We start from the raw sequence: 26,653 nt of genomic DNA, 5'->3' as shown, positions 1-26,653 counted from the left end.
CCGCACCCTATCGAACGTGCGTTCGAATGCCCAGGCGAAATGGGCGCGTGTCGCCCCACTCGCTATGGTGGTCCGATGCTTCTCTCCGATCGTGACCTGGCCGCCGAGATCAAGGCCAGCACGCTGGCGCTGGAGCCGTTCGATCCCACGCTGGTCCAGCCATCCAGCATCGACGTACGGCTGGACAAGCTCTTCCGGGTGTTCAACAACCACCTGTACACACACATCGACCCGGCCCAGCAGCAGGACGACCTGACCTCGCCGGTCGAGGTACCCGACGGCGAGCCGTTCGTGCTGCACCCCGGTGAGTTCGTGCTCGCCTCCACCCTCGAGGTCATCTCGCTCGGCGACCAGCTCGCCGGCCGACTGGAGGGCAAGAGCTCACTCGGCCGGCTCGGGCTGCTCACCCACTCGACCGCCGGCTTCATCGACCCGGGCTTCTCCGGCCACGTGACACTGGAACTCTCCAACGTGGCGAACCTGCCGATCATGCTCTGGCCCGGCATGAAGATCGGTCAGCTCTGCATCTTCCGCCTCTGCTCACCCGCCGAGCACCCGTACGGATCGGCTGTCTACGGGTCCCGCTACCAGGGGCAGCGGGGCCCGACACCCAGCCGCTCCTGGCAGAGTTGGCGCACCTGGCCGACGCGCTGACGCTGGACGACCAGCGACTACTCCCGGGCGAGCTGGCGGCTACCCACGGATGGGGCGGCGGCACCGCCGGGAAACCGACAGACGCACACGACGAGGGCCCCGGACGAGCAGGTCGTCCGGGGCCCTCGATGCAGTCGCTGGATCAGCCGGGTCGGCGGAAGCCGGCGATCGACGGCATGGTGTTGATGCTGGACACCATGACCGGCTTGCCGGTCCGGGGCGCATGCACCATCTGGTCGTTACCCAGGTACAGGCCGACATGGTGCAGGTTACTGGGGCTGGAGAAGAAGACAAGGTCGCCGGGGCGCGCCTCGGAGCGCGAGATCGCCTGACCCTCGTTCCACTGGGCGCCGGTGTAGTGCGTCAGATAGACACCGGCCGCCTTGTACGCGTACTGCGTCAGCCCGGAGCAGTCGAACGAGTCGGGGCCGGTGGCACCCCACACGTACGGGTCGCCCACCTGAGCGCAGGCGGTCCGGATGGCGGTCCGGGCAGCCTCGCTGACCACACCGTTGATGGTGGGGCACTGGGGGGTCGACACCGTAGTTACCGGGAGTGAGTCCTTGAGCCGCTTGATCTCGGCGTCGATCTGTTTCTTCCTCGCCGCCAGCTCGCTCTGCTGCTTGTCCTGCACGGCAATCAGTTCATCGAGTTCCTTTTTCTGGCCCTCGTACTCTTTGCGGGTCGTCAGCACTTCTTCGAGTTGCTTGTGCTCCATAAGGGCAACCCGATTCAGTAAGGCCAACTCCTCGCTGATCTCATTCGGATCATCGCTGACCAGCAGCGCCCCGAGCTCCCGTGACGGTCCAGTGACGTAGTACTGCGAGGCCAGGCCGCCGATCCGCTTCGATGCGGCCTCGCTCTTCTGCTGGAGCGGAACGAGCTTCTCCGCCAGGTCCTCCGACTTCTCGCGGTTGACCTTCAGCTGCGCCCGAACCTTGTTGTACTCCGCGATCGTGGGCTCCATCTCGCGCCACTGCTCGTCGATCGCGGCCTCGATCTCCTCCACGGTCGGCTCGGCCTGCACCGGGGCCGCCAGCACACCGAGACTGACCGCGACCGCGGCGACCGCGGCGAGTAGCCCGTGAGCGGCCCGACGTGCTCCTCCCGGACGGCGCGGCCGCGCCGAGTTCGGACGATGAGGGGGCATATTTGCCACCGGCACCGTCTCCCTGCGCAACCCGGACTCCTTGACCACCCGGACTCCTTTTGCAACCCGGACCACGGGGCGCCCCGGAACAAGGGGGGGGGATACGAGGCAGACGATCCACCGCAGCCGACCACAACAATAGGGAGGGCCCCGGTGCGGAATCAAGGCAGACGAACCGCTTTCACTTCTGCGTAGTCAACCGCCCACAAATAGTACTGACCCGACTCAAAAATTGCGGATCTACAGTACATTGATATCCACAACAATTACCCTCAGTAATCGAGATTCAGTCAGGGCTGGCGGTGAAGCGACCGGCGGCGGCACCATCAGGTGCCGCCGCCGTCCCTGCCCAGGGCAAAATCAGCCCGCGACCTGCTCACTCTCCTGGTCAACAGGCGGCTGTTCCGGGCGTACCGACCGGAGCAGAACGCTCGCCACGTCAACCACCTCGACCTGCTCGCCAGCGCCCTTACCGTTCACGCCGTCGTTAAGCATCGTCGAACAGAACGGGCAGCCGACCGCGACCGTCGCCGCGCCGGTCGACATGGCCTCCTCGACCCGATCCACGTTGATCCGCTTACCGATTCTCTCCTCCATCCACATGCGGGCACCGCCGGCACCACAGCAGAAGGAGCGCTCACTGTTCCGCGGCATCTCGGTGAGCTCGCCCTGAACCGCCGTGCCGAGCACCGCCCGCGGCGGAGCGAAGACCCGATTGTGCCGGCCCAGGTAGCAGGGGTCGTGGTAGGTGACGCCGCCATCGATCGGCTGCACCGGCGTCAGCGCGCCGGTGGCCACCAGGTGGGCCAGCAGCTGGGTGTGGTGCACAACCTCGAACTCGCCACCGAGCTGCCCGTACTCGTTGCCCAGGGTGTTGAAGCAGTGCGGACAGGTAGCGACGATCTTGCGGCGGCTCTTCTCCCGGCCGTCAAACGCCTCGTTCAGAGTCTCGACGTTCTGCTGGGCGAGCATCTGGAAGACAAACTCGTTGCCGATCCGGCGAGCCGGATCACCGGAGCAGGTCTCCCCCTCGCCCAGGATGGCGAAGGAGACGCCGGCCTCGTGCAGCAGCGTGGCGACCGCCCGGGTGGTCTTCTTGGCCCGGTCCTCGAAGGCGCCGGCGCAGCCAACCCAGAACAGATACTCGAAGTCGTCAACCTCGCCGACCCGCGGCACCTCGAAGTCGAGACCCTTGGTCCAGTCCTCTCGGGTGTTCTGCGGGGCACCCCACGGGTTGCCCTTGTTCTCCAGGTTGCGCAGCATCACCCCGGCCTCCGAGGGGAAGCTGGACTCGATGAGCATCTGGTAGCGGCGCATATCGACGATGTGGTCGACATGCTCAATGTCGACCGGGCACTGCTCGACGCAGGCCCCGCAGGTGGTGCAGGACCAGAGCACGTCCGGGTCGATGACACCGGACTCCTCGGCGCCGCCGATCAGCGGCTTCTCCGCCTCGGCGAGCGCCAATGCGTCAACGTGGGCGAGCTGCCCGTCGGCGGCCTTCTCCGCACCGGTCAGATCCTTGCCGCCGCCGGCTAGCAGGTAGGGGGCCTTCGCGTAGGCGTGATCGCGGAGGCTGAGCACCAACAGCTTCGGCGACAACGGCTTACCGGTGTTCCACGCCGGGCACTGGGACTGGCAGCGGCCACACTCGGTGCAGGTACTGAAGTCCAGCAGCCCCTTCCAGGTGAACTGCTCGACCTGGGCGACACCGAACTGATCCTTATCCGGATCCGCCTCCTCGAAGTCGAGGAGCTCGCCGTTACTGGTCATCGGTCGCAGCGCACCGAGCCCAGAGCCCGGCTGGCCCGGCTTGCGCTTGAAGAAGATGTTGGGGAAGGCCAGGAAGCGGTGCCAGGCGACCCCCATGGTCACGTTCAGCGAAATCACGATCAGCCAGGACATCGAGATCGCGATCTTGATGACAGCGGCGACGCTGACCCCGGCCTCCCACTCCGGTAGCAGCCCACCGACGGCGTGGCTCAGCGGCGTCGCCCAGGCCGGGTGCTCGAAGTGATCAGTAGCGACCCGGAAGCCCCGGATGAGAAAACCCATCACCAGGACGCCGAGAATGACGGCCTCAACGAAGTAGCCCTGCCACATGGTTGAGCCCGTGAACCGGGACTTTCCACCGGGCCGGGTCGGCCGGTTGCGCACCCGGATCGCGATCAATACCAGGATGCTGGCGATACCGAAGATGCCGAGCCACTCGGTGACGAAACCGTAGACCGCCCAGTTCCCGACCAGCGGGAGCCCGCCGGTGGGGGAGACGACCTCGAAGTACGCCTCGAGCACCAGCAGCGACAGCACGATGAACCCGACCATCACGAACCAGTGCGCGGCCCCCACCAGGCTCCAGCGGAGCATCCGGGTGTGACCGGCGGTCTCCGCCAGCATCGTCCTCGTCCGCGTGGCCCAGTCGGTGAAGCGGGCCGGATCCGGCTGGCCCAGCCGGATCACCGCCACCATCTTCATGACTGCCCGCACGGCGAGCCACACCGCCACAGCGGTGATGGCGGCCGCGACGATCGTGGTGACGATCTGGACGCTGCCCATCGAGTCGGCCCTCCCGGTCTACTACTGCCTCGAGCGGCTCGGCGATCGACACCCGGTCAGGACGCGGCGCGCGAAACTCTTGCCACGTCCTCGACCCGAGCCGATCGTTGACCTTGCCTCGCCCGGTCGTGCAGTGCAGCCTACGCGCAAGGGGTTACCCAGCGGTAACGTGACGCATCTCGCATTCCGAACGACGCCGTCCTGCGCCACACCATAAGGTGCCGCGCCCGGCAGCGCCGGTTGGGGCCGAGTCGACCGAGCTGGCTAGGCGGGCGCGCCGGCCGGAGCCGGCGCGCGGGTCAACGTGTGGTCAACGCCAGCGCGAGAGCAGGATCAGGGAGCCGACCATTGCACCAAAGCCCACCGCGAGGTTCCAGTAACCCCACGACATGACCGGATACGCCTGCTCGGAAAGGTAGTAGACCACCAGCCAGCCGATGCCGGCGACGATGAGCGCGACCGCCGTGGCCGGCAACCAGACCGGGCTAGGCTTACGCGTCGCCGCCGTCGCCGTCGGACGCACGTCCGTCGGCGGGGTGTACACCTTCTTCTTACGGACCTGAGACTTGGGCACGACGCTCTCCAGAGGGGGTGACGACCTCGTCCGGCCTGACAACCGGGCGCGAGGGCGACGGTCCATGGCCAATAATGTTCGACAGCTAGCGTAGTCCGGAAGACCCGTTCAGGCCACGAAAGGGTCTTCTCCAACACCCGGAGAGGTCATTGGAGCGGGCTGGCAGCGACGAGGGGAGGGAGCCCCGTGGAGTACACATCCGGCGCGGCCTCCTGGCGGAAGGTGCGCCGACGCGTCGTCGCCGCCCTCATCCGACGCCCGCGGCGGCGCCGACTCGGCTGGCCGGTCGGCGTGCCGTTGATCGCCGCGGCGGCCGGGCTGCTCTTCACCACCACCGCCACCACCGCTGGGGGAACCACCCTGCGCGAGGACCGGCGCCCCCAGCTCAACCAGCTCATCCAGGACCGCCACACCGAGGTGGCGGCCAGCGAGCAGCGGGCGGCGGACCTCCGCGCGAGCGTCGAGGCCCGCACCAACGCCCTCGCCGGTTCCGACGGCGCGATCCAGGAGCAGCAGGAGCGGGCGGCAACCCACCAGGAACCGGCCGGCTTCACCGCCCTCACCGGCCTCGGGGTGACCGTGGAGCTCAACGACGCGCCGCGGCGCAGCGACGGCAGCCTGCCCACGGGCGTCACCAACGACGACCTGGTGGTGCACCAGGGTGACGTACAGGCCGTGGTGAACGCCCTCTGGGCCGGCGGCGCGGAGGCGATGTCAATCATGGATGTCCGCGTGCTCGCCACCAGCGCGGTACGCTGCGTCGGTAACACCCTGCTGCTCCATGGCCGGGTGTATTCCCCTCCATTCAAGATCGTAGCGATCGGCGACCCCGCTACCCTCCAGCGGGCCCTCGCCGAGTCCGAGGGAGTCCGGTTGTTCAGGGACTTGGCGAAAACCTACAAGCTGGGCTATAAGGAGGCTGTCTCCACCGTGACGGTGCCAGCGTTCGATGGCTCGGCCGCACTCCGTTTGGCGACGGTGCCCGAATGACCAGGGCATCGGAGAACTGGCAGCCCGATCAGGATGACGACCAGACGGCGTTCCTGCCGCGACTGGACCGCCCCCAGCAGCCCCGGCACGAATCGGATCAGCCGTCATCACCCTCGCCGGGACCTCCGACCCGGTCGGGCCGGCCGAGCCAGTCGGACCCGCTAGGCCAGTCGGGTCAGTCGGACCTGCCGAGCCAGCTGGGCCCGCCCAGTCAGCCACCGGGATCGACCGGTACGTCGCCGCGCCCGCGGAGCCAGTCGCCGCGGCACTTGGCCCGCCCCGCCTCCACACCTCCAACCGGCTCGAACCTCGACGCTGCGTACCCGTCACCATCACCGCTGACGGTGCCGGCGGCTGATCGCCCCCTCGACCAGCCGCCCGCAGGCCACCGGGAACCTCGGCCCGAATCCCCACCCCACTCATCGGGCCCAGCCACCCCTTCCCCGCCACCAGGCCCCGTCAACCCAAGCCGGTCAGCATGGAACCGCACCCCGTCAACGGCTGACGCCCCCACCGCGCTCATCCCGACGACACCGCTGCGAACCCCAGCCGCGAACACCAGCACCGCCCCGAGTGCCGGCGCCGGTCCCGATGCCGCCCCGGGCACCGGCCCTGCCGCCGATCCGGCGGCCACCGCGCTCATTCCACGGGTAGCCAGCCACACCCCGCCGCCACTCGACTCCACCGCCCTGATGGGCGCTGTGCCCCAGCCACCCCGCGACGCGAACGCCCCGGCCGAACCCGCCACCGGGGAGCCGGCCGAGCCGCGCCGGGGCGAGCGGGTGGTCAAGCTTCGCCCAGAGCAGTCCGCCGATGGTTACCGGAGCGTCTACTCGGAGTTGACCCGACCGACGTTCCGGTCCCGCCTCCGCACCGGCGTCCGCGCTGCCGGAGAGGTTCTCATCACCTTCGGCATGGTGGTACTCCTCTTCGCCGGATACGAGATCTGGGGGAAGTCGATAATCGTCAACGCCCACCAGAACGACCTCAGCCAGCAGCTCGCCGAGGCGTGGGGGCCCACCGGAGACCCGACTGTGACGCCCTCCGCTACTTCCGCCTCCGCCTCCGCCTCCGCCCCCGCCCCCGCGCCGGAGGTGCAGGGCACTCCGATCGCCGGCCTGTACATCCCGCGGCTCGACAAGAACTGGATTGTTGTCGAGGGGGTGACCCAGAAGGACCTCCGATACGCCCCGGGCCACTATCCGACGAGCGCCCTCCCCGGCCAGCTCGGCAACTTCTCCGTCGCTGGGCACCGGAACCGGGCCACCTTCTGGCGGCTTGACGAGCTGGACGACGGCGACGTAATCGTTGCCGAAGATCGGGACAACTGGCACATCTACCGCGTCACCCGCAACCACATCGTCAAACCGAGCGAGGTGGCGGTGGTGGCGCCGGTTCCCGGCGAACCGAAAGCCAAGCCGACCGACGCGATGCTCACCCTGACCACCTGCCATCCGAAGTTCGACAACTACGAGCGCCTGATCATCCACGCGAAGCTGGACCGAACCCAGGCCAAGTCGGCGGGTCGACCATCGGAACTGGGGGGCTGAGGAGATGTACGCCTGGATCTGGCGGAAGTTGCCGTTCGGGCTTCCCGGCAAGCTGGCCGGCAGCGTCCTGTTAGCGACGGCCGCGGTCGCTCTGCTCTGGTACGTCGTCTTCCCCTGGGCTGAGCCGCTGCTCCCCTTCGACGATGTACAGGTCACCCAGGAAACGGGGGTCCCCGGGGACCCCGGCGACCCCGATGTTCCCGGCTACCCGCCGGCCGGCGACGGGCCGGCACCGACCGAGGACGGGCACGACCTGCCGTACGACACCGACGAGAACAACTCGCCCCCCTCTCCGGAAGAGTGACCCGTGCGCATCCTGGTCATCGACAACTACGACTCGTTCGTCTTCAACCTGGTGCAGTACCTGGGTCAGCTCGGCGCCGACTGCGAGGTGCGCCGCAACGACGAGATCAGCGTCGCGGAGGTCGGGCAGGCGAACGCGGACGGCGTCCTGCTCTCCCCTGGCCCGGGCAGCCCGGACCGCGCCGGTGTCTGCCTGGATGTCATCCGGGAGTACGCCGGGGTGCTTCCCCTCTTCGGTGTCTGCCTCGGCCACCAGGCGCTCGGGGAGGCGTTCGGTGCCACCGTCGCCCAGGCCCCGGAGTTGCTGCACGGCAAGACCTCCGAGGTTCGGCACCAGGGCGTTGGGGTACTGGCCGGCCTACCAAAGGTGTTCACCGCGACCCGCTACCACTCGCTCACGCTCGTACCGGGGACGCTGCCGGACGAGTTGGAGGTCACCGGTTGGACCAGCTCCGGCGTGGTGATGGCGATGCGCCACCGGACGTTGCCGATCGAGGGGGTGCAGTTTCACCCCGAGTCGGTCCTGACCGAGGGCGGGCACCTCATGCTGGCGAACTGGCTGGCGTCCTGCGGCTTTCCGGAGGCGCTGGAGCGAGCCCCCGCGTTGGCGGCCGAGGTCGACGCGCGCCGGCGTACCGCATTCAGCACCACCTGACCGACGATCGACCGCGCCTGACGACGGCGTGGGGCGTCCCGCGCCTGCCTGACAAGGCCAACCGCCCCGCGCCGTAGCTCCGACGCGGGGTGACCGGCCTGTCAGCGGGTTGGAAGGCGGGCCGGAGGTGTGGTCGAGAGGGGGAGGCCACCGCCGCCCCCACCGCCATCACCATCGCCCGGCGTCTCGGTCGGCTCCGGCGTCGGCGTCGGCGTCGGCGTTGGCGTCTCGGTCGGCTCCGGCGTCGGGGGCTCCGTTGGCTCCTCGAGCACGGTCACCGTGATGGTCACCGGCTCGCCCTTCTTAAGCTTGGTGTCCGGACGCGGGTCCTGGTTCGTCACCCGGCCCTCCTCGCCCGGTGGCACCGGCTGGCCATCTCTTACCTTGACCTCGTAGCCGGCGTCCTCGAGATCCTCCTTGGCATCCTCGACGCGGCGTTGCACCACGTTCGGCACGGTGCCGATGTTGCCCCTGGAGACGGTCAGTGTGACCACCTCCCCCTCCGCCGCCTGGCTGCCCTGATCCGGCGTCACCCCCACGACGGTGCCCTCCGGCTCCGCACTGTTGACATCATCGCGCTCCACCTCGAAGCCGAGGTTCTCCAGCTGCTGCTTCGCGTTGTCGAAGTTGGCGTTGACCAGGGTGTTCGGAATCTCCACCGTCGCCGGCCCAGCGCAGATATAGACCGTGACGGTGGTGTTCGGAGCGAGCCGTTGGCCCTGGCTTGGCTCCTGCCTGGCCACCCTGTCCTTGGTGCAGTCGTTGTCGCGGACCGCCTCGCCGGTGTCCGGCACCAGGTCTTCCCGCTGGATCGCTTCGAACGCTGCAGCCTGCGTCAGCCCGGTCACCTGCGGGACCGTGACCCGCTCGGGCTCCCGAGGCCGAATCTGGTCGACGACCAACGCGACCACCGCGAGTACGCCGAGCGCGACGAAGGTGGCGATCAGCCACGTTGACGCCCGGCGCCGCCGTGGGTCGCCGACGCGGGCCGGAATCTGTTGGGTACGCGGACCGGGCGCGGCGGCCGGGTATCCAGCGCCCGCCGGGGCGAGTTGGGTGGTCTCCTCCTCCCGCAGGACCGGGGTCGCCATGACCGGCCGTCCGGCGGCGGCACGCAGCAGGTCCGCCCGCATCTCGCCGGCGCTCTGGTAGCGGTTGAGGGGGTTCTTCGACAGCGCCTTGAGGATGATCGCGTCAACGGCTGGGGGGACCTCCGGGTTGAGGTCGCTGGGCGTCGGTGGCGCCTCCCGGACATGCTGGTACGCGACGCTTACCGGGCTGTCCCCGACGAACGGCGGGTGCCCGCAGAGCAGTTCGAAGAGCACACAGCCGGCGGCGTAGACATCCGAACGGGCGTCCACCGACTCGCCGCGGGCCTGCTCGGGCGAGAGGTACTGGGCGGTGCCGATCACGGCGCTGGTCTGCGTCATCGTGGTCGCACCGCTGGCCAACGCCCGGGCGATCCCGAAGTCCATCACCTTGACCTGGCCGGTCTGGGTGAGCATGACGTTGCCGGGCTTGATGTCCCGGTGGATGATGCTGTGCCGGTGGCTGAACTCCAGCGCCGCGCACATGTCGGCGCAGATCTCCAGCGCCCGGCGCGGCTGGAGCCGCCCCTCGCCGCCCAGCACCTCCTTCAGGGTCCGCCCGCCGACGAACTCCATGACGATGAACGGCAGGGTCTCACCGGTCGGCGCCTGCTCCTCGCCGGTGTCGTAGACGGCGACGATGGCCGGATGGTTGAGGGAGGCGGCGTTCTGCGCCTCCCGTCGGAACCGCATCTGGAAGGTGGCGTCCCGGGCCAGATCGGCCCGGAGCATCTTGATCGCAACATCCCGACCCAGTCGCAGGTCACGACCGCGATGCACCTCGGCCATGCCGCCGTAGCCGATAAGCTCGCCGACCTGGTAGCGGCCACCGAGCAGGCGGGCCTGCGCTGTCATCGCGTCTGTCGTCCTTCGCTCGTCGTCGTCTCGTCGCCGCCCGTTGAGGGCAGTTGCAGTTGACGGTACGACGTTCGGTCTGAATCGTCGCGTCCGTCGAGCCGGAGTTCGCCGGAGGTTCCCGGCGACGGCCCCGGCCGGCCGGAGGGCCCGGCAGTCACCTCGTCCCAAACGTAGGAAACCATGCCAAAGCAGGTCAGGACCAGAGCGGCTAAGAGGAGAGCGAGGAGCATTCTCCCGAACCGGGACCGGCGGGGCGGCGGGCCTGGCACCGGCGGATGCCCGGGACGCGCTGGCCCCAGCGGCACAGCGGCGACCGGAGACCGACCGGCCTGCGGCTGCGGGGCGGGCGGGGGGAAAGGCTGCGGTGCCACCGCTGAGCGGGCAACCTGCGGTGAACGGGCAACGACCGGTGACGGCACTTTGGCCCGACCCGGCGCCGGCGCGGCGGGCGCGGCCGACACCACGCTGGCTCGGCCCGGCGCTGGGGCGGCAGGCACCGCCGAAACCGGACTAATCCGACCCGGCACCGCCGAAACCGGACTGGCCCGACCCGGCGCCGGTGAGACCGGACTGGCCTGTCCCGCCGTCCGGGCTGCCTGAGAGAGCTGGGCCTTCAGTTGTCGGCTCACCCCGGCCAGCGCCGCCGCGCTCGGCCAGCGGTCCGCCGGGTCCTTCGCCATGGCCCGCTCGACCACCGCCCGCACCTGCGGTGGAATGTCGGCGGGCAGCGCCCGAGGCGTCTCCCGGACGTGCTGCAGGGCGATCTCGAGTGGGTTGTCGCCCGCAAACGGCCGCCGGCCGGAGAGGCACTGGTAGGCGACCACACCGAGGGCGTAAACGTCGGAGGCGGGGGTGGCGACCGCACCGGTGGCCTGCTCCGGTGAGATGTAGGAGGCGGTACCGAGCACCGAGCCCGCGGCCGTGAGCTGGGCCACCAGGTCAGATCGGGCGATACCGAAATCAGTGAGCACCAGGGTGCCGTTCGGCCGGACGAGGAGGTTGCCGGGCTTCACGTCTCGGTGCACGATGCCCTCCAGGTGGGCGGCGTGCAACGCGTCGGCGGCCTGGGCCACCAGGGCCATCGTCCGGGCGGAGGTGAGCCGGCCGACCCGGTTCAGGGTGGCCAGGAGCGCCTCGCCCTCCACGTGCTCCATCACCAGGAAGGCGATCTGCTGGTCGCTGCCGAAGTCGTAGATGTCAACGACACCAGGGTGGTTGATGGTCGCCATTGTGCGCGCCTCGCCCCGGAACCGCTCGGCGAAGTCCGGATCGTCGAGCAGCGCCGGCAGGAGACTCTTCACCGCAACCGTCCGGCCGAGCACCTCGTCGGTGCCGCGCCAGACGTCGCCCATGCCGCCGCTGGCGATCCGCTCGTCGAGACGGTAGCGGTTGCCGAGCTTCACCCCGGGACTGAGCATGTCAGCGGCTCCCCGGCGAGGCGATGGCCGCCCGCATGATCTGCCCGGCGATCCGGGCGGCCTCGGCGCTGCCGCCGTCGCCGGCCTCCTCCAGCAGGACACAAACCGCGGAGACCGGGGTTCCGTCCTCATCGAGGGCGAAGCCGATGAACCAACCGTGGGGAGGCTTATCCCCGTCCTGTGCCGTACCGGTCTTGCCACCGACGGTGTAGCCGCTGATCCGGGCGTTGCGGCCGGTGCCGTTCTGGACGGCACTCTCCATCATCTCCCGCAGGTCGGCGGCGACCTGGTCACTGACCGGCTGACGCAACTCGTCGGGCTCGGCGGTGTAGTAGTTGGTGGTGCGATCAGCACCGAGAATCTGACTGACCAGGTACGGCCGCATCTGGCTGCCGTCGTTGGCGACCGTGGCGGCGATCAGAGCGCCCTGGAGCGGAGTCATCCGGACATCACGCTGGCCGATGGAGGACTGGGCGAGGGCAGCCGGGTCAACGCTGCCGTCGGCGTTCTCCATGCCGCCGGTCCGACTGGCGGCGACCGGCTCGCCATCCTCACCGAGCCGGCCGACGGTCAGGTCGTCCTGCTCAAAGCCGAACTGCCGGGCCTTCTCCTTAAGCGTGTCCGCGCCGAGGCGCACGCCAAGCTGGGCGAAGCCGGTGTTACACGACTCGGTCACCGCGTTCATCAGGGTGACCTCCGCCTCCGGGCAGATGGAGGCGGCCGCGTTCCCGATCGGCAGGCCCGAGGAGGGCGGGGTCCAGCTGGGCCCGGCAGGGATCTTCGTGTCCTGGGTGACACCGTTCTCGAGCGCCGCGGCGGCCGTCACGATCTTAAAGGTGGAGCCCGGCGGGAGCACCTCGCCGAGCGCCCGGTTCTTCAGCGGCCCTTCCGGGTCCTGCTGCAGCTCGTTGTAGGCCGTCGTGGCCACGTCCGGGTCGTGACTGGCCAGTGGGTTCGGGTCGAAGCTCGGCATCGAAACCAGCGCCTGCACCGCCCCGGTACGCGGGTCGAGCGCGATGGCCGCGCCCTTGGTGACTCCCTTACGGTTCTCCCGCAGCTGCTCGTACGCGACGTCCTGCGCCTGCTTCGAGAGGGTCAGCAGGACGTTCGCGCCGGCGGTCTCATCGCCGGTGACCAGGTCCCGAAGCCGGTCGCCGATGAGCTGGTCGCTGGTGCCGGCCAGGAATGCGTTCTCCGCCTCCTCGATGCCGGTGTCGGCCAGGTTGACCGGCTTGTAGCCGATCGCGTGGGCGTACTTCGCCCCACCGGGGTAGGTGCGCAGGTACTCCAGCTCCCCGTCGGTCTCCTTACTCACCGCGAACGCCGTACCGCCAGCCTCGATGTTGCCGCGCTTACGCTCGTATTCGGCGACCTGGACCCGGCCGTTGTAGTCGCTGTTGCGGTAGTCGTCGGCCTTGTAGGCCTGAATCCAGTTCAGGTTCGCGAAGAGTAGCCCGAACAGGACCATCACAACGAGACCCACCCGGCGCAGTGGTGCGTTCACGGTCTGATCACCTCCGTGGGGGCACCGTGTAGCTGCTCTGGCGGTCCGCCCGTCGGTCGGGCCGACGGAGAGCCACCACCGGTCACCGGCCGACGGGCGGCGTCCGAGATTCGAAGCAGGATCGCGATGAGCAGCCAGTTCGCCATCAGCGACGAACCGCCGGCGGAGAGGAACGGCGTGGTCTGGCCGGTGAGCGGAATCAGTCCGCTGATCCCGCCGACGATCACGAAGACCTGGAGCCCGAGGGTGAACGCCAGACCACCGGCGAGCAGCTTGCCGAACGAGTCGTGGACCGCCAGCGCGGCGCGCAGCCCCCGCTCGACGATGAGCAGGTAGACCACCAGCAGGGCGGAGAGACCGAAGAGACCGATCTCTTCACCGAGGCCGGCGAAGATGAAGTCGTTCTGCACCTCGGGCAGCTTGAGCGGCTGGCCGGCGCCCGGCCCGGCGCCGAACATTCCTCCGCTACCAAGGGCGAGTAACCCCTGCACCAACTGATAGCCGTCGTTGTACGGGTCGGCGAACGGGTCCAGCCAGATATTGGCCCGCAGGTAGAAGTTGGCGAACGGGCCACCGATCACGTCGCCCAACACGTACGCCAGATAGGCGCCACCGAAGAAGAGCACCAAGCCGATGATGAGCCAGCTCACCCGTTCGGTGGCGATGTAGAGCGTCGCCACGAACATGCCGAAGTAGAGCAGGGAGGTACCCAGGTCCTTCTCGAAGACCAGCACCAGGAGGCTGATCAGCCAGACCACCACGACCGGCCCGAGGTCCCGACCCCGCGGGAAGTCGACACCGAGAAACCGGCGACTGGCCAGGGAGAGGACCTCCCGCTTGCGGACCAGGTAGTACGCGAAGAAGGCCAGCAGCGCGAGCTTGGCGAACTCGCCGGGCTGGATGGAGAGACCGCCGACGCGGATCCAGAGTTTCGCGCCGTTGATCTCGGAGATGCTCGGCGGTAGCACCGCCGGGATCATCACCAGCACGATGCCGGCGAGACCCAGCGTGTACGCGTACCGGGAGATCGAACGGTGATCACGGACCACGGCGAGCAACCCGGCGGCGAGAGCGACCGAGATCAGCGTCCAGGCGAGTTGGCGCCCGCCGGTGCCGGCGAAGGTCGCCAGGTCGGCACGCTCGGCCGGGGTGGCGCGGGCCAGGTCCAGCCGGTGCAGGAAGCCGACACCGAGGCCGTTGAGAAGGGCGACGGCTGGCAACAGGGCCGGGTCGGCGAAGGGGGCCAGGAACCGGATCGCCACGTGCAGGCCGAGGAAGACCGCGCTCAGCGCGGCGGCCGGCACCCAGAAGCTCGGCGTGACCGTATCGAGCACGCTGGCTTCGACCATCGCCCCGTACGCGGCGACCAGCACCATGGCGAGCAGCAGCAGCGACAGCTCGGCGTTACGCCGGGACCGGGCCAGCCGCACGCCGCTCTGCCCGCCCGTGCTGGCGGGCGGGGACGTCGACGTGGCCGCTGCGGTCACTGAATGTCCTGACAGCTCAAGCCGGCGCTCACTCGGGCGACCGGCAGGCGGCCGGGTCGATGGCCGGCGGTGGGATGGCGGGCAAGGCGTCAGGCGAGGGGGTCGGGTCGGTCGGCACGCCGGTTGCCGGCGTGCTCGGGGTGGCGGAGCTCGCCGGAGGTGCGCTCGGGGTGGCGGAGGTCGCCGGAGGCGAACTCGGAGCGGAAGCGGACGTCGGCGCAGCGAGCTCCGCCGTCGGGCTCGGCACCACGGGCGGGCTCGGGCTCGGACTGGGGCTGGGGGGACAGGTCGGCTTCAGGTTTGGGTTGGTCGGGGTGTCGGCGGTCAGCTCGGCCAGCCGACGCTGCGCATCCGCTTCGCTCTTGGCCGGGATGCCCTGTTTGACCTGTTCCTGCGCGGCGAGCGTGAGATCGTCCAGCTTGGCGGAGCTGGTCGAGTGCACGGCAGAGAGGTCAATGCCGGCGATCTGCCCCTCGATGCCGCGGAACACCGCGACCTGGCCACTGTCCGTGGCTCCGACGTAGTAGTGCCGCTGGGTGTAGCTCCACCCACCGTAGAGCGCTCCGCCCAGGAGGACGAGCAGGGCGAGGCTCACCGCCGCGAGGCGGATCGGGCGACGGCGACGGCGCTCCGGCTCGTCGTCAACCCCGGCTGTCGACTCGTCCGGCGTCGCCGGTGGAGACCCGGAGAGCGCCGAGGCGCGGGCCGCGGGGGTGGAGTCATCGGCGGAGGTCGCCATGCCCCGGTCCCGGGCGGCAGCGCCACCGACGATCGGGGTCGCCTCGACGATGTCCTGGTCCGTCGCGTCGGCGATGATCACGGTGATGTTGTCCGGTCCGCCACCGCGCAGCGCGAGCTGGACCAGCCGCTCCACGCACTGCTGCGGGTCGGCGTACTCCCGCATCGTCTCCACGATCGTCTCCGCGCTCACCACGCCCGAGAGACCATCGCTACAGATCAGGTACCGGTCACCGGTAAGGACCTGGCGGACCGAGTACTCCGCGTCGATGTCCCGCCCGTCAAGAGCCCGGGTCAGCAGCGACCGCTGGGGGTGGCTACTCGCTTCCTCGGCGCTGATCCGGCCCTCGTCAACGAGCATCTGGACGTAGGTGTCGTCCTTGGTTATCTGGGCGAACTCACCGGCCCGCAGGAGGTAGGCACGGGAGTCGCCGATGTGCACCATGCCCAGCTTGCTGCCGGAGAAGAGGATCGCGGTGAGCGTCGTCCCCATCCCCTCCAGCTGCGGGTTGGCGTCAACGGTCTCGCGTAGCTGTTGGGTGGCGTTGGTGACAGCCGAACGAAGCGCATCAACGAGGGCGTTGCCCGGGACATCCTCATCCAGCGGCGCCATGGCACCGATGACGATGTTGCTGGCGACGTCACCGGCGGCCATACCGCCCATGCCGTCGGCGACGGCGAGTAGCCGTGGCCCGGCATAGACGGAGTCCTGGTTACCGTCTCGGATCAGCCCGCGGTCGCTGTGGGCCGCATAGCGGAGGGTCAGAGTCATGGCCGTAATTCGAGTGAGGTGCGCCCGATGCGGATCGGCACGCCGAGGGGGACGGGGGTAGGTCCGGTGACCTTAGCGCGATCCAGGTAGGTGCCGTTAGTCGAACCGAGGTCCTCAACGAACCACTGCCCGTCGCGAGGCACGAGCCGGGCGTGTCGGGCGGAGGCGTAATCATCGGTGATCACGAGGGTGGAATCCTCGGCCCGGCCGATTGTGATCTGCGCTTCACCGAGGGTGATGCGGGTGCCGGCTAGCTGGCCAGCGGTCACCACCAGCTGGTGTGCCGCCTTTCCCCGCTTCACCCGGGCCGGCTTGCCGCCCTGGCCAAGGACGGCCCCGACGCCCCGGGGGGCCGCCACCAGCCGACCAGAGCGGGCACCCGCGAAGAGGTCCCGGCGAATGACCCCGACCACTGTGAAGACGAAAATCCACAGCAGGATCAGGAACCCGAACCGGGCAACGGTGATGACGAGCTCCGGCAAGGCGGATCAGCCGTCCACGCGGAAGGTCAGCGTCGTGGTGCCGAGCTGGACCATGTCGCCGGGGTTCAGAGCGACCGCGGAGACCCGCTGACCGTTGACCATCGTGCCGTTGGTCGACCCGAGGTCGGTCAGCACGACCTGCCCGCCGTCGAAATCCAGCCGGGCGTGTCGCCGCGAGATGCCGACATCGGGTAGCCGCAGGGTGGCCTGGTCGCCCCGGCCGATCACGGTCGTGCCCAGCTGGAGCGGGTAAGTCCGCCCGTCGCCGGAGACCAGCCGCACGTTGTGGCCGCCACCCTGACCGGGCGGCGGACCGTAGCCGCCCCCCTGCTCGTAGGCGGGGTAGGCCGGCGGTCCGGCGTCGTAGCCCGGCCCCGACACCGGGGCGACCTCACCGCCGGTGTACACCTCGGCGGTGACCCGGAACATACCGGTGTCGAGCCCCTCCCCCCGTTCGATCTCGACGATCACGTCGCCGTAGACCGTCCACGCCTGCTCGCCGATGAACTCCGCCTGCGACTGGGCCAGCTCCTGGGCCAGTGCGGCGGCGTACGGCGCCAGGCGACTGTGGTCGTATGGCGAGAGATCGATCACGTAGCGGTTGGGCACCAACGTGCGCCCACCGGCCAGGATCGCCTTGTGCGCCTCGGCCTCCCGCTGCATGGCGTTGAGGATCTCCACGGGGTGGACCACCCCTTTGAAGACCTTGGCGAAAGCCCCTTCGACCAGGCCTTCCAGACGCTTCTCGAAGCGTTGCAGCACGCTCACCGGCTCCTCCTCGGGTCCCGAGGACATGATGGTATCCGGCCGAGGAGCGTGCAGCTCACACGCCGCTCGGCCGCGCTGATCCCGGCCCGTTCGGCGGGCCGGCTCCGTCGTGCTAGTCTTTCGTCCGCCACAAACGGTGGCCGTCCTACGAGGGTAACCGTTGGTGGCAAGTGCGAGGAGCCACGTAGAATGTCCCGAGCCCGGCACAGCCCGGGGGGCCGGACAGCAGGTGTCTCCGGTTGAAGCCACGGGGAAGTGGCGGAATGGCAGACGCGCACGGTTCAGGTCCGTGTGCCCGAAAGGGCGTGGGGGTTCAACTCCCCCCTTCCCCACCAGACGAGGGCTCCGCAGTAGCGGGGCCCTCGCGCCGTCTCGGGGCACGTTGCGTCACGCTATGCTCCGATCGTTCTTGACTCCGACGGACCAGGAGTGACGTGTGAGTGTCGCATTCGTGACCGGATCGGGCGGTCTGATTGGCTCCGAAGCGGTCCGGCATTTTGCCAGCCTCGGCCTCAACGTCGTCGGTATCGACAACGACATGCGGCAGGAATTCTTTGGCGCGGAGGCCTCGACCGCCTGGAACGTCCGACGGCTCACCGAGGAACTCGGCGCCGCCTACTCGCACCAGAGCATCGACATCCGCGACCGGGATGCGCTCGCGAAGCTCTTCCGCCGATACGGCCGCGACACCGCCGTGGTGATCCACACCGCAGCGCAGCCGTCGCACGACTGGGCCGTCCGCGACCCGTTCACCGACTTCGACGTCAACGCCGCCGGCACCCTCAATGTGCTACAGAACGTCCGCGAGCACTGCATTGAGGCGCCGGTCATCCACTGCTCCACCAACAAGGTCTACGGCGACCGGCCGAACAGCCTGCCCCTGGTCGAGTTGGAGACCCGGTGGGAGATCGCGCCCGGGCACCCGTACGAGCAGGGCATCCGGGAGGACATGTCGATCGACGCCTGCCTGCACTCGATCTTCGGCGCCTCCAAGGTGGCGGCGGACGTGATGGTGCAGGAGTACGGCCGTTACTTCGACATGCGGACGGCTTGCTTCCGCGGTGGCACCCTGACCGGGCCCGCGCACGCCGCCACCGAGCTGCACGGTTTCCTCGGGTACGTGATGCGGGCCAACATGGAGCGCCGGAAGTACAAGATCTTCGGATACCAGGGCAAGCAGGTCCGGGACGCGATCCACAGCTCGGACGTGGTCTCGGCGTTTGAGTCGTTCTTCCGTAACCCGCGCTCCGCCGCCGTCTACAACCTGGGTGGCGGCCGGCACTCCAACACCTCGATGCGCGAGGCCTTCGCCCTGGCCCAGCAGATCACCGGACAGGAGATGGACTCCGAGTACGTCGAGGCGAACCGAATCGGCGACCACAAGTGGTGGATCGGCTCGAACGAAGCCTTCCACGCCGACTACCCGGACTGGAAGCAGGTTTACGACGTGCCCATGATCATGCGTGAGATCTACGAGGCCAACGTCGACAAGTGGGTTCCGCAGTCATGACCCTCCGGGGCAAGCGGAACGTGCTCGGCGTCCTCGTCGATGTCACCGACTACGCCACCGCCACCGAGACGGTGGTAACAGCGGCGCACGAGCGGCAGCCACTGGCGCTGACCGCCCTGGCCGTTCACGGCGTGATGACCGGTGTGCTCGATCCCGCACACAATGCCCGGTTGAACTCGTTTGACGTGGTCACTCCGGACGGGCAGCCGGTGCGCTGGGCGCTCAACCTGCTGCACCGCGCCGGGTTGACCGACCGGGTCTACGGCCCGACGCTCACCCTGCATGTGCTGTCCCGCTTCGCCGACGAGGGCCTTCCGGTCTACCTCTACGGCTCCACCGAGGAGACCCTCGCGACCCTGGTGCCGGCGCTGGAGCGAATGTTTCCCGCGCTGAAGCTCGCCGGGGTGGAGCCGTCCAAGTTCCGACCGGTGCAACCCGGTGAGGATGTCGAGATCGCCGATCGGATTCGGGACAGCGGGGCCCGACTCGTCCTGGTCGGGCTGGGCTGCCCGCGGCAGGAGATTTTCACGTACGCCATGCGGCCGCTGCTGGACATGCCGCTGATGGCGGTCGGCGCGGCCTTCGACTACCACGCGGGTCTGCTGCGGCAGCCGCCACCGTGGATGCAACGGGCCGGCCTGGAGTGGTTCTGGCGGCTCGGCCTGGAACCGAAACGCCTCTGGCGCCGTTACGTGATCCTCAACCCGGCCTACCTGGCCCGGCTGACCGCACAGAAGACCGGCCTGTGGAAGGCGGAGCCGCCGGAACCCGCCACCGACCAGCCCACCAGCTTCGCGGTCTGAGAAGGTCGCGGCACGGCAGGGGCCCCTCCCGGAGACTCCGGAAAGGGCCCCGCCCCGTGGAACCAGATCAGACGGTCAGGGTCCAGGTGTCGATGTAGCCGGTGTCCGCGCGGTAGACGTCGCGGACCTGAAGCTTCCAGGTGCCGTCGGCTGCCTCGCTCGAGAGGTTCACCGTGTAGGTCTCGTTGACGTTGTCGGCGGAGTCGGACAGGTCGTTGGTCTTCAGCCGGTAGGACGAGCCGTCCGGCGCGATCAGGTCGATGACGAGGTCACCCCGCCAGGTGTGGGGGATGTCCACCGCCACGGTCGAGGAGGAGGAGGCGTCCCGGTCGCAGCCGGCGATGGCGATCGAGCTGGTCACCGCGGAACCGGCGTCCGGGATCGACACGTTGGTGTCATTGGTGCCGGAGCAACCGGTCGGCGGCGGCGGAGGCGGCGTGGTGCCACCGTCACCGACGTAGAGAAGCTTGTTCGGGGAACCGCTGCCCGGGGAGCCGATCGCACCGTCGGTGGCGTTGTCGACCAGCGCGTCCCGAATCTGCTGCGGGCTGTACGACGGGTTGGCCGACAGGACCAGCGCCGCGGCACCCGCGACGTGCGGCGATGCCATCGACGTGCCGCTGATCGTGTTTGTGCTGGTGTCACTGTCGATCCACGGCGCGGTGATCGACGAGCCCGGCGCGAAGATGTCCAGGCAGCTTCCGATGTTGGAGAACCAGGACACTCCGTCACTACTGGTGGTAGAGCCGACAGTGATCGCGTCGGGGGTGCGGGCCGGTGAGTAGTTACAGGCGTTGGCACTGCTGTTACCCGCCGCCAGCGCGTAGGTGACACCGGAGTCGATCGAGTTGGTCACCGCGTCGTCCAACGCACTGTTCGCACCGCCGCCAAGGCTCATGTTCGCCACCGCCGGCTGGACCGCGTTCGCGGTCACCCAGTCGACGCCGCCGATCACCCCGGCCCAGCTGCCGGTGCCCGCGCAGTTCAGCACCTTCACCGCTACCAGGCTGGTCTCCTTGGCGACGCCGTACGCCGTGCCGCCGACGGTGCCGGCGACGTGCGTGCCGTGCCCGTTACAGTCGGTGTCGTTGTTGTCGGCGGTGTTGGTGCCCCAGGTAGCCCTACCACCGAAGTCCTGGTGCGTGGTGCGGATGCCGGTGTCGAGAATGTAGACAGTCACGTCACTGGCGGTGTTCGGGTAGGTGTAGGAGTTGTCCAGCGGCAGGTCGCGCTGGTCAACCCGGTCCAAACCCCAGGACGGGGGGTTGTTCTGGGTGCCGGTGATCGACACCTGGTGGTTCTGCTCGACGTAGGCCACCGCTGGGTCGGCCGCGATCCGAGCGGCGGCACCAGCGTCCACCCGCAGTTCGGCTCCGCGGAGGGCTGCGGTGTACGTCCGGGCAACCTGGCCACCGTGCCGGTCCACCAAGCGATCGGCTGACCGCTCGACCGCACCGCGGCCTACCGCGCTGTCCTTGAAGACCACGATGTAGCTGTCGGCTACGGCCGTAGCGCCTCCCGCGCTACGGATCTCACCAACCGGTTCAGCGGCCATAGCGGGGGTTGCGGACGCCATCATGGCCATCGTGGCTAGTCCGACGAACATGGACCTTCGAGATAGACCCATCTCCTCTGTCTCCCTCCGGATGGCATCGAGGTCGACCGACTCCCGGCGAGTCAATCGATAGATGCCAATCCATCGATGAGAATAATCGGCGGGGAGATGAGAAATCAACACATCTAGTTACCGGACCCCAGTGGCCCGCCCCGGAAGTCACCGAGCGGGCGACGGGGCCACGTCCGACCACCGGGGGACAAAGCCACCGCAGGCACCACCGACCAGCACCGCGGACTCGCGCCTGACCAGCGGCCCGACGCGGACACAACGGTCAGCGGGAGCGCCCCGAGCCCTGCACGTAGAGAAGTTCGAGGATGGCTCGGGTCGCCTCGAACCAGCGGTCCAGCCAACCCGGCGGCGGAACACTGCCCTTCGGGGGCAGTTCCAGCAGGAGACCACGCAGCAACGGGTGATCAACCAGTGACTCATCCGGTCCGGTTGACCAGCCATCGGCCGGAAAACCCGGCCCGGTTGGCGGCTCCGGGTCGAGCGAAGGCAGGGGGTGTGGCGGCGCAGGTCGCGGAGGTGTGGACGCATCCTGCCGCTCGCCAGCCTCGGATTCCGGTGACACCACCTCGGTGAGCACCGTGTCCCGGCGTGTCCCGCGGTACTTGCCACCGAACCGCTCCGGCTTACCCGGACCGTTGGTGAGGTTCTCTGACCCGATCGTCGTCATCCGTCTCGCCTACTTCGTTCGGTTGCCGATCGGCGCGGCGGGTCACTGACCTGCGCCGTACCGACGGGTTCAACGAGACGGAGCCGTTGTGGCGACGGGCCGGGGACAAGCCGGGTTCGCCGAACCCAGAACAACCGATCGGTGCCCCCATCCGAACAGGCCGGACGGGGACACCGGTCCTGGTCAACGCGGGTCGAAGGCTCCGCCCCGCGCATTGCTGACGAAGGAACGCCAGTCACCCCGGCTGAAGACCAGGGCCGGTCCAGACTTGTCCTTCGAGTCCCGCACGCCGACCGCCCCCGGCACGTACGCCACCTCAACGCAGTTGTCGCAGTTCGGCCCGCTCTTCGAGCTCTTGAACCAGGTGCCCTGCGTCAGGTCCACGGGGAACTCCTTGGTCGCCATTTCCACAACGGCTCCTCTGCCAGTTTCGCGATGTGTGCGATGGACTCCTCAGGACTGATGGCCGCCGCGCGGATGTGATCAAAGATGAAGCTGTACTTCTGCAGTTCGTCACTCTTTTCCAGGAAGAGCCCACCCGTGGCGTTCTCCGCGTACACAACATCCGGATCACTAGGTTCGGGGAAGCTCAGGATGCTGAAGGTCCCGTCCATGCCCGCGTGCGCACCAACCTCGAACGGCAGGATCTGCAACGTCACGTTCGGTAACTCGGTTACTTCCAACAGCCGCTTGAGCTGACCACGCATCACCGTGTCCCCACCCACCGGTCGGCTCACCACTGCCTCATCGAGCACCACCCACACATCGACTGAATCATCCTGAGTCAGCAACGACTGACGACCCAGTCGGACACGGACACGTTGTGCGACTTGTTCTGTGGTGAAGTCCGGCCGCGCAGCGCGGATCATGGCGCTCGCGTACTCCTCGGTCTCTAGTAGACCCGGCACGACCTGCTGCTCGTAGGCGCGGATGGAGCTGGCCGCCGCCTCCAGGCCGACGTACGCCCCGACCAGAACTGTGCTGTACGGATGCCACCAGCCCTTCTGCCGGGCCTCGCGAGCGATCTGTACCAGCTCGTCACTCTCCGCGCCCACCACGCCATAGATCCGGAGCATGTCCCGGACGTCGCGGGGTGTCGCTGAGGTGTGGCCGGTCTCGATCCGGGAGACCTTCGAGGCCGAGCACTCGAGCTGCTCGGCGACCGACTCGATGGTGATCCCCGCGGCCTCACGCTGCCGACGGAGTTCCGCGCCCAGCCGCCGCCGGCGGATCGTCGGGCTTCGCCGCTCAGCCACGGCGCCACCCCGGACTCAGTCTCGCGGTCATTGCCACCCGTCCCCCTCCACCTTGACAACTTCCCGGCGCGGCCGTCGCGCCGGGGAGGGCACGCCGGTGGACGGGCTCGCGACGGCGGATGGTGGCGGGGCGAACCCGGCCCTCAGTGTGCCGCCCGAATACGAACAGCTCAAGCATTGCATCGCTCTGGACAGACAACCCATCGGCAAGAACCGACATGCAACTTGCATGTCGCACGTCACTGATGCACTCTATTCCCTATGGCGGATCACGCAGAGTCCTACTCCGCTCTCACACCGTGGTGATCCCACGGTCAAGCACCAACAACGCCAGCCGGCGGGGCACCACCCCGAGGCCGACAACACATGTCCCCCGACAACTCCCGCCGGCGCCTCCGCCGGCCCTCTTTTCCCAGGAGCCCATGTGCTTCCCCGCACCGGTGACGTACTGCACGTGACTCGCGCGGCGAGTGTCCAGTTCCTCCGACCCATCGCCTTTCGGGTGATCCGGGTCCTCGACTGGCCGACCTACGACGGTTGGCTCTGGCTCGACGGCTACGAGTTGAACGCATCGGGGGACGCGGTCAGCCGGCGGTCGATCTTCGTACAGCAGGAAGGGCTCGACCAGATCCAGGCCGCGCCGCAACGCCATCCACACACCGTAGGGACACAGCGTCGACCGCTGGCGCGGACCCCCGCCCGGGTGGGCTGAACTGCTGCGATCCACCGCCGGGTGGGCGTACCTACGAGAGAACACCGGTACGCCCACCCGGCAGCTCCACCCGCACCACCAGGACTCCGTGCCGGGGAGCGCCGTCCAGTCAGCCGGCAGGGGTGACGCCCGGCCACCAATGGGCTGGGGGTGAGTGTTCGGTCAGCCGGTGGGGGTGGGCTCCGGGGTGGGGGTGGGTTCCGGGGTGGGGGTGGGTTCCGGGGTCGGAGTGAGCGTTGGCCGCTGCGGCGACAGCCCGGACCTCGACACCACCAGGACGACCGTCGTCCCCTCCGGCACCAGCGCACCTGCGCGCGGCTCCGTCTCGATCACGATGCCGGCGGGCTGCTCCGAGATCTGGTACTGGACCCGATATGCCAGTCCGGTCTGATCCAGGAGCGCCTGAGCCGTCGTCAGCGGCAGGTTGACCACTGGGGGCATCGGGACCTCACCCGGCTCCTCCGTCGGCGACGGGGCGGTCGCGGTCGGAGCGGTCGCGGTCGGAGCGGTCCTGGTCGGTGTGGGAGTCGTTGGCGTCGGCGATGCCGATGGCGTGGTGGCCGACGGCGAGGAGTCGGGGTTGACCTGCTCGTCGTCGCCGGCGCCGAGGGCGAGCCACAGACCGGCGCCGAAGACGGCTAGCAGGAGGACAATCGCCCCCCAGAGAATCGGCGACCACCACCGTCGCCCATTCGGCTCCCCGTACCACCCGGGCGCCTCCTGATACTCCGGCGGACGCGGCGGCGGCACACCCGCACGCCCCGACCATGCCGCCGGCCCTCCAGTCGGCGGCAGCGGCGCGGTCTGGTCGGCGGGTAGCGGACGGGTCTCGTCGTCCGGCCCCTCAGCGGCGGGCAGCGGACGGGTCTCGTCGTCCGGCCCCTCAGCGGCGGGCTTTCGATCGTCACTCATCCCACGTTCCCCCTCGCTGCCTGACGACAACCTAGCCCGCCAGCAAGGGGTTTGATGGGAATCAGTTCACCGTGGACCGGTCCGTGTCGACGCCCAACCAGCGATCGCCGGGGCGATCGCACGTCTCGTAACCTCGATTACCGACAACCGGAACACCCCACATTGCTTACTCTGAGTAAGAATATGGGCGCGGTACTCCCCGCCCCGACCACAGGACGTTACGCTCGCCGGCATGGCGAGACGCGGCTGGGCAGTATCGATCATGACCGCGCTTGGCACCGCTGCCGGGGCCGGCGCCGCCGCGCTGGGCTTCGGCTACGGCCTGGGCATCATCAACTGGGCCCCACCGCCCGATGAGAGCGTCGCCGTCACCGCCTGGACGGCCAGCCTGATCTGGGCCACGTGGATCGCCGCCACCTCCACGGTGGTCGGTGCGGTCTGCGCACAACACCTCCGCCGTCGCGGCCCAGCGGAGCACCGGCCGAGCAGCAGCCACGGCGAACTCTCCAGAGCGGACTCGACGGCCGACAGCCCGAGCGACTCAGCTGCCGCCGCACCGACCACCCGGGAGAGGCCCGGCCAGACCGAGCCGGCCGAGTCCGACAGTGCGCTCGGCAGAGTGGCGCTCGTCGGCGCCAGCGGGTTCGGTGCCCTGATCACGGTGCTGTTGACCGCCGTACCGGCACGGGTGGCCGTGGTACCCGGCGTCGCCGCGCCCCGCGACGTCGCCGCCGGATACGCCGCCCTGGGCGTCCTGGTCGGCATGGCCATCGCCGGCTGGGCGTTGCACTCCCGCGCCGCCGCCACCAACGTGCTCGCGACCACCGGCTGGCTGTGGCTGCTCGCGGTGGTGGCGGTTGTGGATGGCGTCATTGCGGGACAGGGACTGAATACCGCCCAGCTCGGCATCTGGCAGCTCAGCGTCGGCGGAACCGAGCTGTGGCTCCGCGACTGGTTCTACTGGCCGGGTGCACTGCTGTCCCTCGGCTCCGCCCTCCTCATCGGCGTACTGGTCGCCCGTGGCACGACCCAACGCCCCGACCAAGGAGCGGGTGTCACCGCCTCCGGCGCGGCCGGCCCGCTCCTCGTCGCGGTCGCCTACCTGCTCGCCGTGCCAGACTTGGCCGACCTCGCTCCCGGCCAGGCGTCAGCGCACCTCATCGCCCCGTACGCGGTCATCCTCGGTGTTGGGGGTTCGGCGCTGGTCACCGCGGTCAGCCAACGGGCCAGCCGGCGGCGGCGGACAGAGGCGCACCGACCAGCGGAGCCCGCAGCTGATTCGCCCCAGTCGAGGAGGTCCCCAAGCGACCCGGAGCCGGACGGTTCGACCGTCGCGACGCCCACCACTCGCGGCCGGCCCCGCGGAGCAGGAAGCCGACGACCCCGCACCGTGAAGGCGGACGCCACCAGCGGGGTGCCGGTTCAGCGCACGGCGGACGATGCGTCAGCAGAGGATTCCGCCCCCGCCTCAGCGGAGCCGAAGGAGACGGGTTCGCGCCGGCCCCGATCCACCCGCCGCACCAGCTGACGGTGGTGGCGGGGCGCGTCCGACCGGCCGCTGCCTCGCGCCCGGCGGTCACCATCGACCCCGACGCTCCGGCCACAAGGGCCTATGGTCA

At 69.0% G+C, this 26,653-nt stretch carries 24 protein-coding genes and 1 tRNA gene; 10 read left to right on the top strand and 15 right to left on the bottom strand.

From position 1 onward, the window contains the following. Positions 1 to 75 precede the first annotated feature (75 nt). Positions 76 to 654 (top strand): dCTP deaminase, encoded by a 579-nt coding sequence (gene dcd, locus SALPAC4_RS0110215; protein ID WP_019870247.1) that lies wholly within the window; start codon positions 76 to 78, stop codon positions 652 to 654. A gap of 142 nt (positions 655 to 796) precedes the next feature. Here dcd and SALPAC4_RS0110210 read toward each other — a convergent pair whose 3' ends face one another. The 3 genes from SALPAC4_RS0110210 to SALPAC4_RS0110200 form a co-directional block, all read right to left on the bottom strand. After that, complete coding sequence (locus SALPAC4_RS0110210; RefSeq protein WP_050564976.1) at positions 797 to 1,804, bottom strand: C40 family peptidase; 1,008 nt, start codon at positions 1,802 to 1,804, stop codon at positions 797 to 799. Between the two features lie 360 nt (positions 1,805 to 2,164). After that, the gene (locus SALPAC4_RS0110205; RefSeq protein ID WP_019870245.1) at positions 2,165 to 4,360 is read right to left on the bottom strand and encodes a (Fe-S)-binding protein; all 2,196 of its coding nucleotides are present in this window, start codon (positions 4,358 to 4,360) and stop codon (positions 2,165 to 2,167) included. A gap of 310 nt (positions 4,361 to 4,670) precedes the next feature. Then, a complete protein-coding gene (locus SALPAC4_RS0110200) occupies positions 4,671 to 4,934 on the bottom strand; it encodes a cell division protein CrgA (protein WP_018254868.1) in 264 nt (87 codons plus the stop codon). A gap of 186 nt (positions 4,935 to 5,120) precedes the next feature. On the opposite strand from SALPAC4_RS0110200, the gene SALPAC4_RS0110195 reads away from it, so the two are divergent. From SALPAC4_RS0110195 to SALPAC4_RS0110180, 4 genes are read left to right on the top strand one after another with little or no spacing between them, the layout of a single operon-like run. Continuing rightward, a complete protein-coding gene (locus SALPAC4_RS0110195; RefSeq protein ID WP_019870244.1) occupies positions 5,121 to 5,924 on the top strand; it encodes a DUF881 domain-containing protein in 804 nt (267 codons plus the stop codon). After that, entirely contained in the window at positions 5,921 to 7,474 is a 1,554-nt protein-coding gene (locus tag SALPAC4_RS26410; RefSeq protein ID WP_080640883.1) for a class E sortase, read from the top strand. The genes SALPAC4_RS0110195 and SALPAC4_RS26410 overlap by 4 nt, the downstream gene beginning before the upstream one ends. 4 nt (positions 7,475 to 7,478) lie before the next feature. Continuing rightward, the gene (locus tag SALPAC4_RS0110185; RefSeq protein WP_019870242.1) at positions 7,479 to 7,778 is read left to right on the top strand and encodes a hypothetical protein; all 300 of its coding nucleotides are present in this window, start codon (positions 7,479 to 7,481) and stop codon (positions 7,776 to 7,778) included. Positions 7,779 to 7,781: 3 nt separating this feature from the next. Next, positions 7,782 to 8,432 carry an aminodeoxychorismate/anthranilate synthase component II gene (locus tag SALPAC4_RS0110180; RefSeq protein WP_019870241.1) on the top strand — a complete coding sequence of 217 codons (651 nt, stop codon included), beginning with the start codon at positions 7,782 to 7,784 and terminating at the stop codon, positions 8,430 to 8,432. A gap of 101 nt (positions 8,433 to 8,533) precedes the next feature. Here SALPAC4_RS0110180 and pknB read toward each other — a convergent pair whose 3' ends face one another. Genes pknB through SALPAC4_RS0110145 form a run of 7 tightly spaced genes read right to left on the bottom strand, consistent with a single transcriptional unit; the run spans position 8,534 to position 17,574 of the window. Then, positions 8,534 to 10,375, bottom strand: a complete 1,842-nt coding sequence (gene pknB / locus SALPAC4_RS0110175) for a Stk1 family PASTA domain-containing Ser/Thr kinase (protein WP_019870240.1) — start codon at positions 10,373 to 10,375, stop codon at positions 8,534 to 8,536. Beyond that, on the bottom strand, positions 10,372 to 11,796 hold the full coding sequence (locus SALPAC4_RS0110170; protein WP_019870239.1) for a serine/threonine-protein kinase: 1,425 nt from the start codon (positions 11,794 to 11,796) through the stop codon (positions 10,372 to 10,374). The genes pknB and SALPAC4_RS0110170 overlap by 4 nt, the downstream gene beginning before the upstream one ends. Before the next feature lies 1 nt (position 11,797). Further along, a complete protein-coding gene (locus SALPAC4_RS0110165) occupies positions 11,798 to 13,300 on the bottom strand; it encodes a peptidoglycan D,D-transpeptidase FtsI family protein (RefSeq protein ID WP_019870238.1) in 1,503 nt (500 codons plus the stop codon). Then, positions 13,297 to 14,787 carry an FtsW/RodA/SpoVE family cell cycle protein gene (locus SALPAC4_RS0110160; RefSeq protein ID WP_027644720.1) on the bottom strand — a complete coding sequence of 497 codons (1,491 nt, stop codon included), beginning with the start codon at positions 14,785 to 14,787 and terminating at the stop codon, positions 13,297 to 13,299. Before SALPAC4_RS0110160 ends, SALPAC4_RS0110165 begins: the two co-directional genes overlap by 4 nt. Positions 14,788 to 14,815: 28 nt before the next feature. After that, positions 14,816 to 16,297 carry a PP2C family protein-serine/threonine phosphatase gene (locus SALPAC4_RS0110155; protein ID WP_019870236.1) on the bottom strand — a complete coding sequence of 494 codons (1,482 nt, stop codon included), beginning with the start codon at positions 16,295 to 16,297 and terminating at the stop codon, positions 14,816 to 14,818. After that, on the bottom strand, positions 16,294 to 16,779 hold the full coding sequence (locus SALPAC4_RS0110150) for an FHA domain-containing protein FhaB/FipA (protein WP_018254878.1): 486 nt from the start codon (positions 16,777 to 16,779) through the stop codon (positions 16,294 to 16,296). The genes SALPAC4_RS0110155 and SALPAC4_RS0110150 overlap by 4 nt, the downstream gene beginning before the upstream one ends. A 6-nt stretch (positions 16,780 to 16,785) precedes the next feature. Next, positions 16,786 to 17,574: an FhaA domain-containing protein gene (locus SALPAC4_RS0110145; RefSeq protein ID WP_018730922.1), complete on the bottom strand. Its 789-nt coding sequence runs from the start codon at positions 17,572 to 17,574 to the stop codon at positions 16,786 to 16,788. 222 nt (positions 17,575 to 17,796) lie between these two features. Here SALPAC4_RS0110145 and SALPAC4_RS0110140 point away from each other — a divergent pair. The 3 genes from SALPAC4_RS0110140 to SALPAC4_RS0110130 all read left to right on the top strand — a co-directional run bounded on the left by SALPAC4_RS0110140 (position 17,797) and on the right by SALPAC4_RS0110130 (position 19,860). Beyond that, a tRNA-Leu gene (locus tag SALPAC4_RS0110140) sits at positions 17,797 to 17,882 on the top strand. Positions 17,883 to 17,983: 101 nt separating this feature from the next. Beyond that, a complete protein-coding gene (locus SALPAC4_RS0110135) occupies positions 17,984 to 19,057 on the top strand; it encodes an NAD-dependent epimerase/dehydratase family protein (RefSeq protein ID WP_019870235.1) in 1,074 nt (357 codons plus the stop codon). Beyond that, a complete protein-coding gene (locus tag SALPAC4_RS0110130) occupies positions 19,054 to 19,860 on the top strand; it encodes a WecB/TagA/CpsF family glycosyltransferase (RefSeq protein ID WP_019870234.1) in 807 nt (268 codons plus the stop codon). Before SALPAC4_RS0110135 ends, SALPAC4_RS0110130 begins: the two co-directional genes overlap by 4 nt. A gap of 67 nt (positions 19,861 to 19,927) precedes the next feature. Here the strand turns inward: SALPAC4_RS0110130 and SALPAC4_RS0110125 are convergent, their stop codons facing one another. From SALPAC4_RS0110125 to SALPAC4_RS0110110, 4 genes are all read right to left on the bottom strand, one after another. Then, positions 19,928 to 21,487: a S8 family peptidase gene (locus SALPAC4_RS0110125; RefSeq protein WP_027644718.1), complete on the bottom strand. Its 1,560-nt coding sequence runs from the start codon at positions 21,485 to 21,487 to the stop codon at positions 19,928 to 19,930. 262 nt (positions 21,488 to 21,749) lie between these two features. Next, positions 21,750 to 22,154: a hypothetical protein gene (locus SALPAC4_RS0110120; protein ID WP_019870232.1), complete on the bottom strand. Its 405-nt coding sequence runs from the start codon at positions 22,152 to 22,154 to the stop codon at positions 21,750 to 21,752. A gap of 183 nt (positions 22,155 to 22,337) precedes the next feature. Beyond that, a complete protein-coding gene (locus SALPAC4_RS0110115; protein ID WP_018738349.1) occupies positions 22,338 to 22,559 on the bottom strand; it encodes a DUF397 domain-containing protein in 222 nt (73 codons plus the stop codon). Next, the gene (locus SALPAC4_RS0110110; RefSeq protein WP_019870231.1) at positions 22,529 to 23,410 is read right to left on the bottom strand and encodes a helix-turn-helix domain-containing protein; all 882 of its coding nucleotides are present in this window, start codon (positions 23,408 to 23,410) and stop codon (positions 22,529 to 22,531) included. Before SALPAC4_RS0110110 ends, SALPAC4_RS0110115 begins: the two co-directional genes overlap by 31 nt. A gap of 424 nt (positions 23,411 to 23,834) precedes the next feature. Between SALPAC4_RS0110110 and SALPAC4_RS0110105 the strand changes: the two genes are divergently transcribed. After that, complete coding sequence (locus SALPAC4_RS0110105) at positions 23,835 to 24,122, top strand: hypothetical protein (RefSeq protein WP_018730929.1); 288 nt, start codon at positions 23,835 to 23,837, stop codon at positions 24,120 to 24,122. 162 nt (positions 24,123 to 24,284) lie between these two features. Here SALPAC4_RS0110105 and SALPAC4_RS0110100 read toward each other — a convergent pair whose 3' ends face one another. Then, positions 24,285 to 25,034: a PASTA domain-containing protein gene (locus SALPAC4_RS0110100; RefSeq protein WP_019870230.1), complete on the bottom strand. Its 750-nt coding sequence runs from the start codon at positions 25,032 to 25,034 to the stop codon at positions 24,285 to 24,287. A 262-nt stretch (positions 25,035 to 25,296) separates the two neighbouring features. Here SALPAC4_RS0110100 and SALPAC4_RS0110095 point away from each other — a divergent pair, with 262 nt between their 5' ends. Continuing rightward, positions 25,297 to 26,562: a hypothetical protein gene (locus SALPAC4_RS0110095; protein ID WP_019870229.1), complete on the top strand. Its 1,266-nt coding sequence runs from the start codon at positions 25,297 to 25,299 to the stop codon at positions 26,560 to 26,562. Positions 26,563 to 26,653: the final 91 nt, after the last annotated feature.

The organism is Salinispora oceanensis, assembly GCF_000383575.1.
Classification (GTDB): Bacteria; Actinomycetota; Actinomycetes; order Mycobacteriales; family Micromonosporaceae; genus Micromonospora; species Micromonospora oceanensis.
Note: the sequence above shows the minus strand (reverse complement) of the source record. Positions and strands in the feature narration are given on the sequence as shown.

What these genes read in the sequence shown, in the direction of transcription:
- SALPAC4_RS0110170 (WP_019870239.1), bottom strand. Translation starts at nt 11,796, where the DNA reads ATGCTCAGTCCCGGGGTGAAGCTCGGCAACCGCTACCGTCTCGACGAG.
- SALPAC4_RS0110115 (WP_018738349.1), bottom strand. Translation starts at nt 22,559, where the DNA reads ATGGCGACCAAGGAGTTCCCCGTGGACCTGACGCAGGGCACCTGGTTC.
- SALPAC4_RS0110155 (WP_019870236.1), bottom strand. Translation starts at nt 16,297, where the DNA reads ATGACTCTGACCCTCCGCTATGCGGCCCACAGCGACCGCGGGCTGATC.
- SALPAC4_RS0110100 (WP_019870230.1), bottom strand. Translation starts at nt 25,034, where the DNA reads ATGAGTGACGATCGAAAGCCCGCCGCTGAGGGGCCGGACGACGAGACC.
- SALPAC4_RS0110095 (WP_019870229.1), top strand. Translation starts at nt 25,297, where the DNA reads ATGACCGCGCTTGGCACCGCTGCCGGGGCCGGCGCCGCCGCGCTGGGC.
- SALPAC4_RS0110205 (WP_019870245.1), bottom strand. Translation starts at nt 4,360, where the DNA reads ATGGGCAGCGTCCAGATCGTCACCACGATCGTCGCGGCCGCCATCACC.
- SALPAC4_RS0110185 (WP_019870242.1), top strand. Translation starts at nt 7,479, where the DNA reads ATGTACGCCTGGATCTGGCGGAAGTTGCCGTTCGGGCTTCCCGGCAAG.
- SALPAC4_RS0110210 (WP_050564976.1), bottom strand. Translation starts at nt 1,804, where the DNA reads ATGCCCCCTCATCGTCCGAACTCGGCGCGGCCGCGCCGTCCGGGAGGA.
- pknB (WP_019870240.1), bottom strand. Translation starts at nt 10,375, where the DNA reads ATGACAGCGCAGGCCCGCCTGCTCGGTGGCCGCTACCAGGTCGGCGAG.
- SALPAC4_RS0110145 (WP_018730922.1), bottom strand. Translation starts at nt 17,574, where the DNA reads ATGTCCTCGGGACCCGAGGAGGAGCCGGTGAGCGTGCTGCAACGCTTC.
- SALPAC4_RS0110120 (WP_019870232.1), bottom strand. Translation starts at nt 22,154, where the DNA reads ATGACGACGATCGGGTCAGAGAACCTCACCAACGGTCCGGGTAAGCCG.
- SALPAC4_RS26410 (WP_080640883.1), top strand. Translation starts at nt 5,921, where the DNA reads ATGACCAGGGCATCGGAGAACTGGCAGCCCGATCAGGATGACGACCAG.
- SALPAC4_RS0110125 (WP_027644718.1), bottom strand. Translation starts at nt 21,487, where the DNA reads ATGGGTCTATCTCGAAGGTCCATGTTCGTCGGACTAGCCACGATGGCC.
- dcd (WP_019870247.1), top strand. Translation starts at nt 76, where the DNA reads ATGCTTCTCTCCGATCGTGACCTGGCCGCCGAGATCAAGGCCAGCACG.
- SALPAC4_RS0110130 (WP_019870234.1), top strand. Translation starts at nt 19,054, where the DNA reads ATGACCCTCCGGGGCAAGCGGAACGTGCTCGGCGTCCTCGTCGATGTC.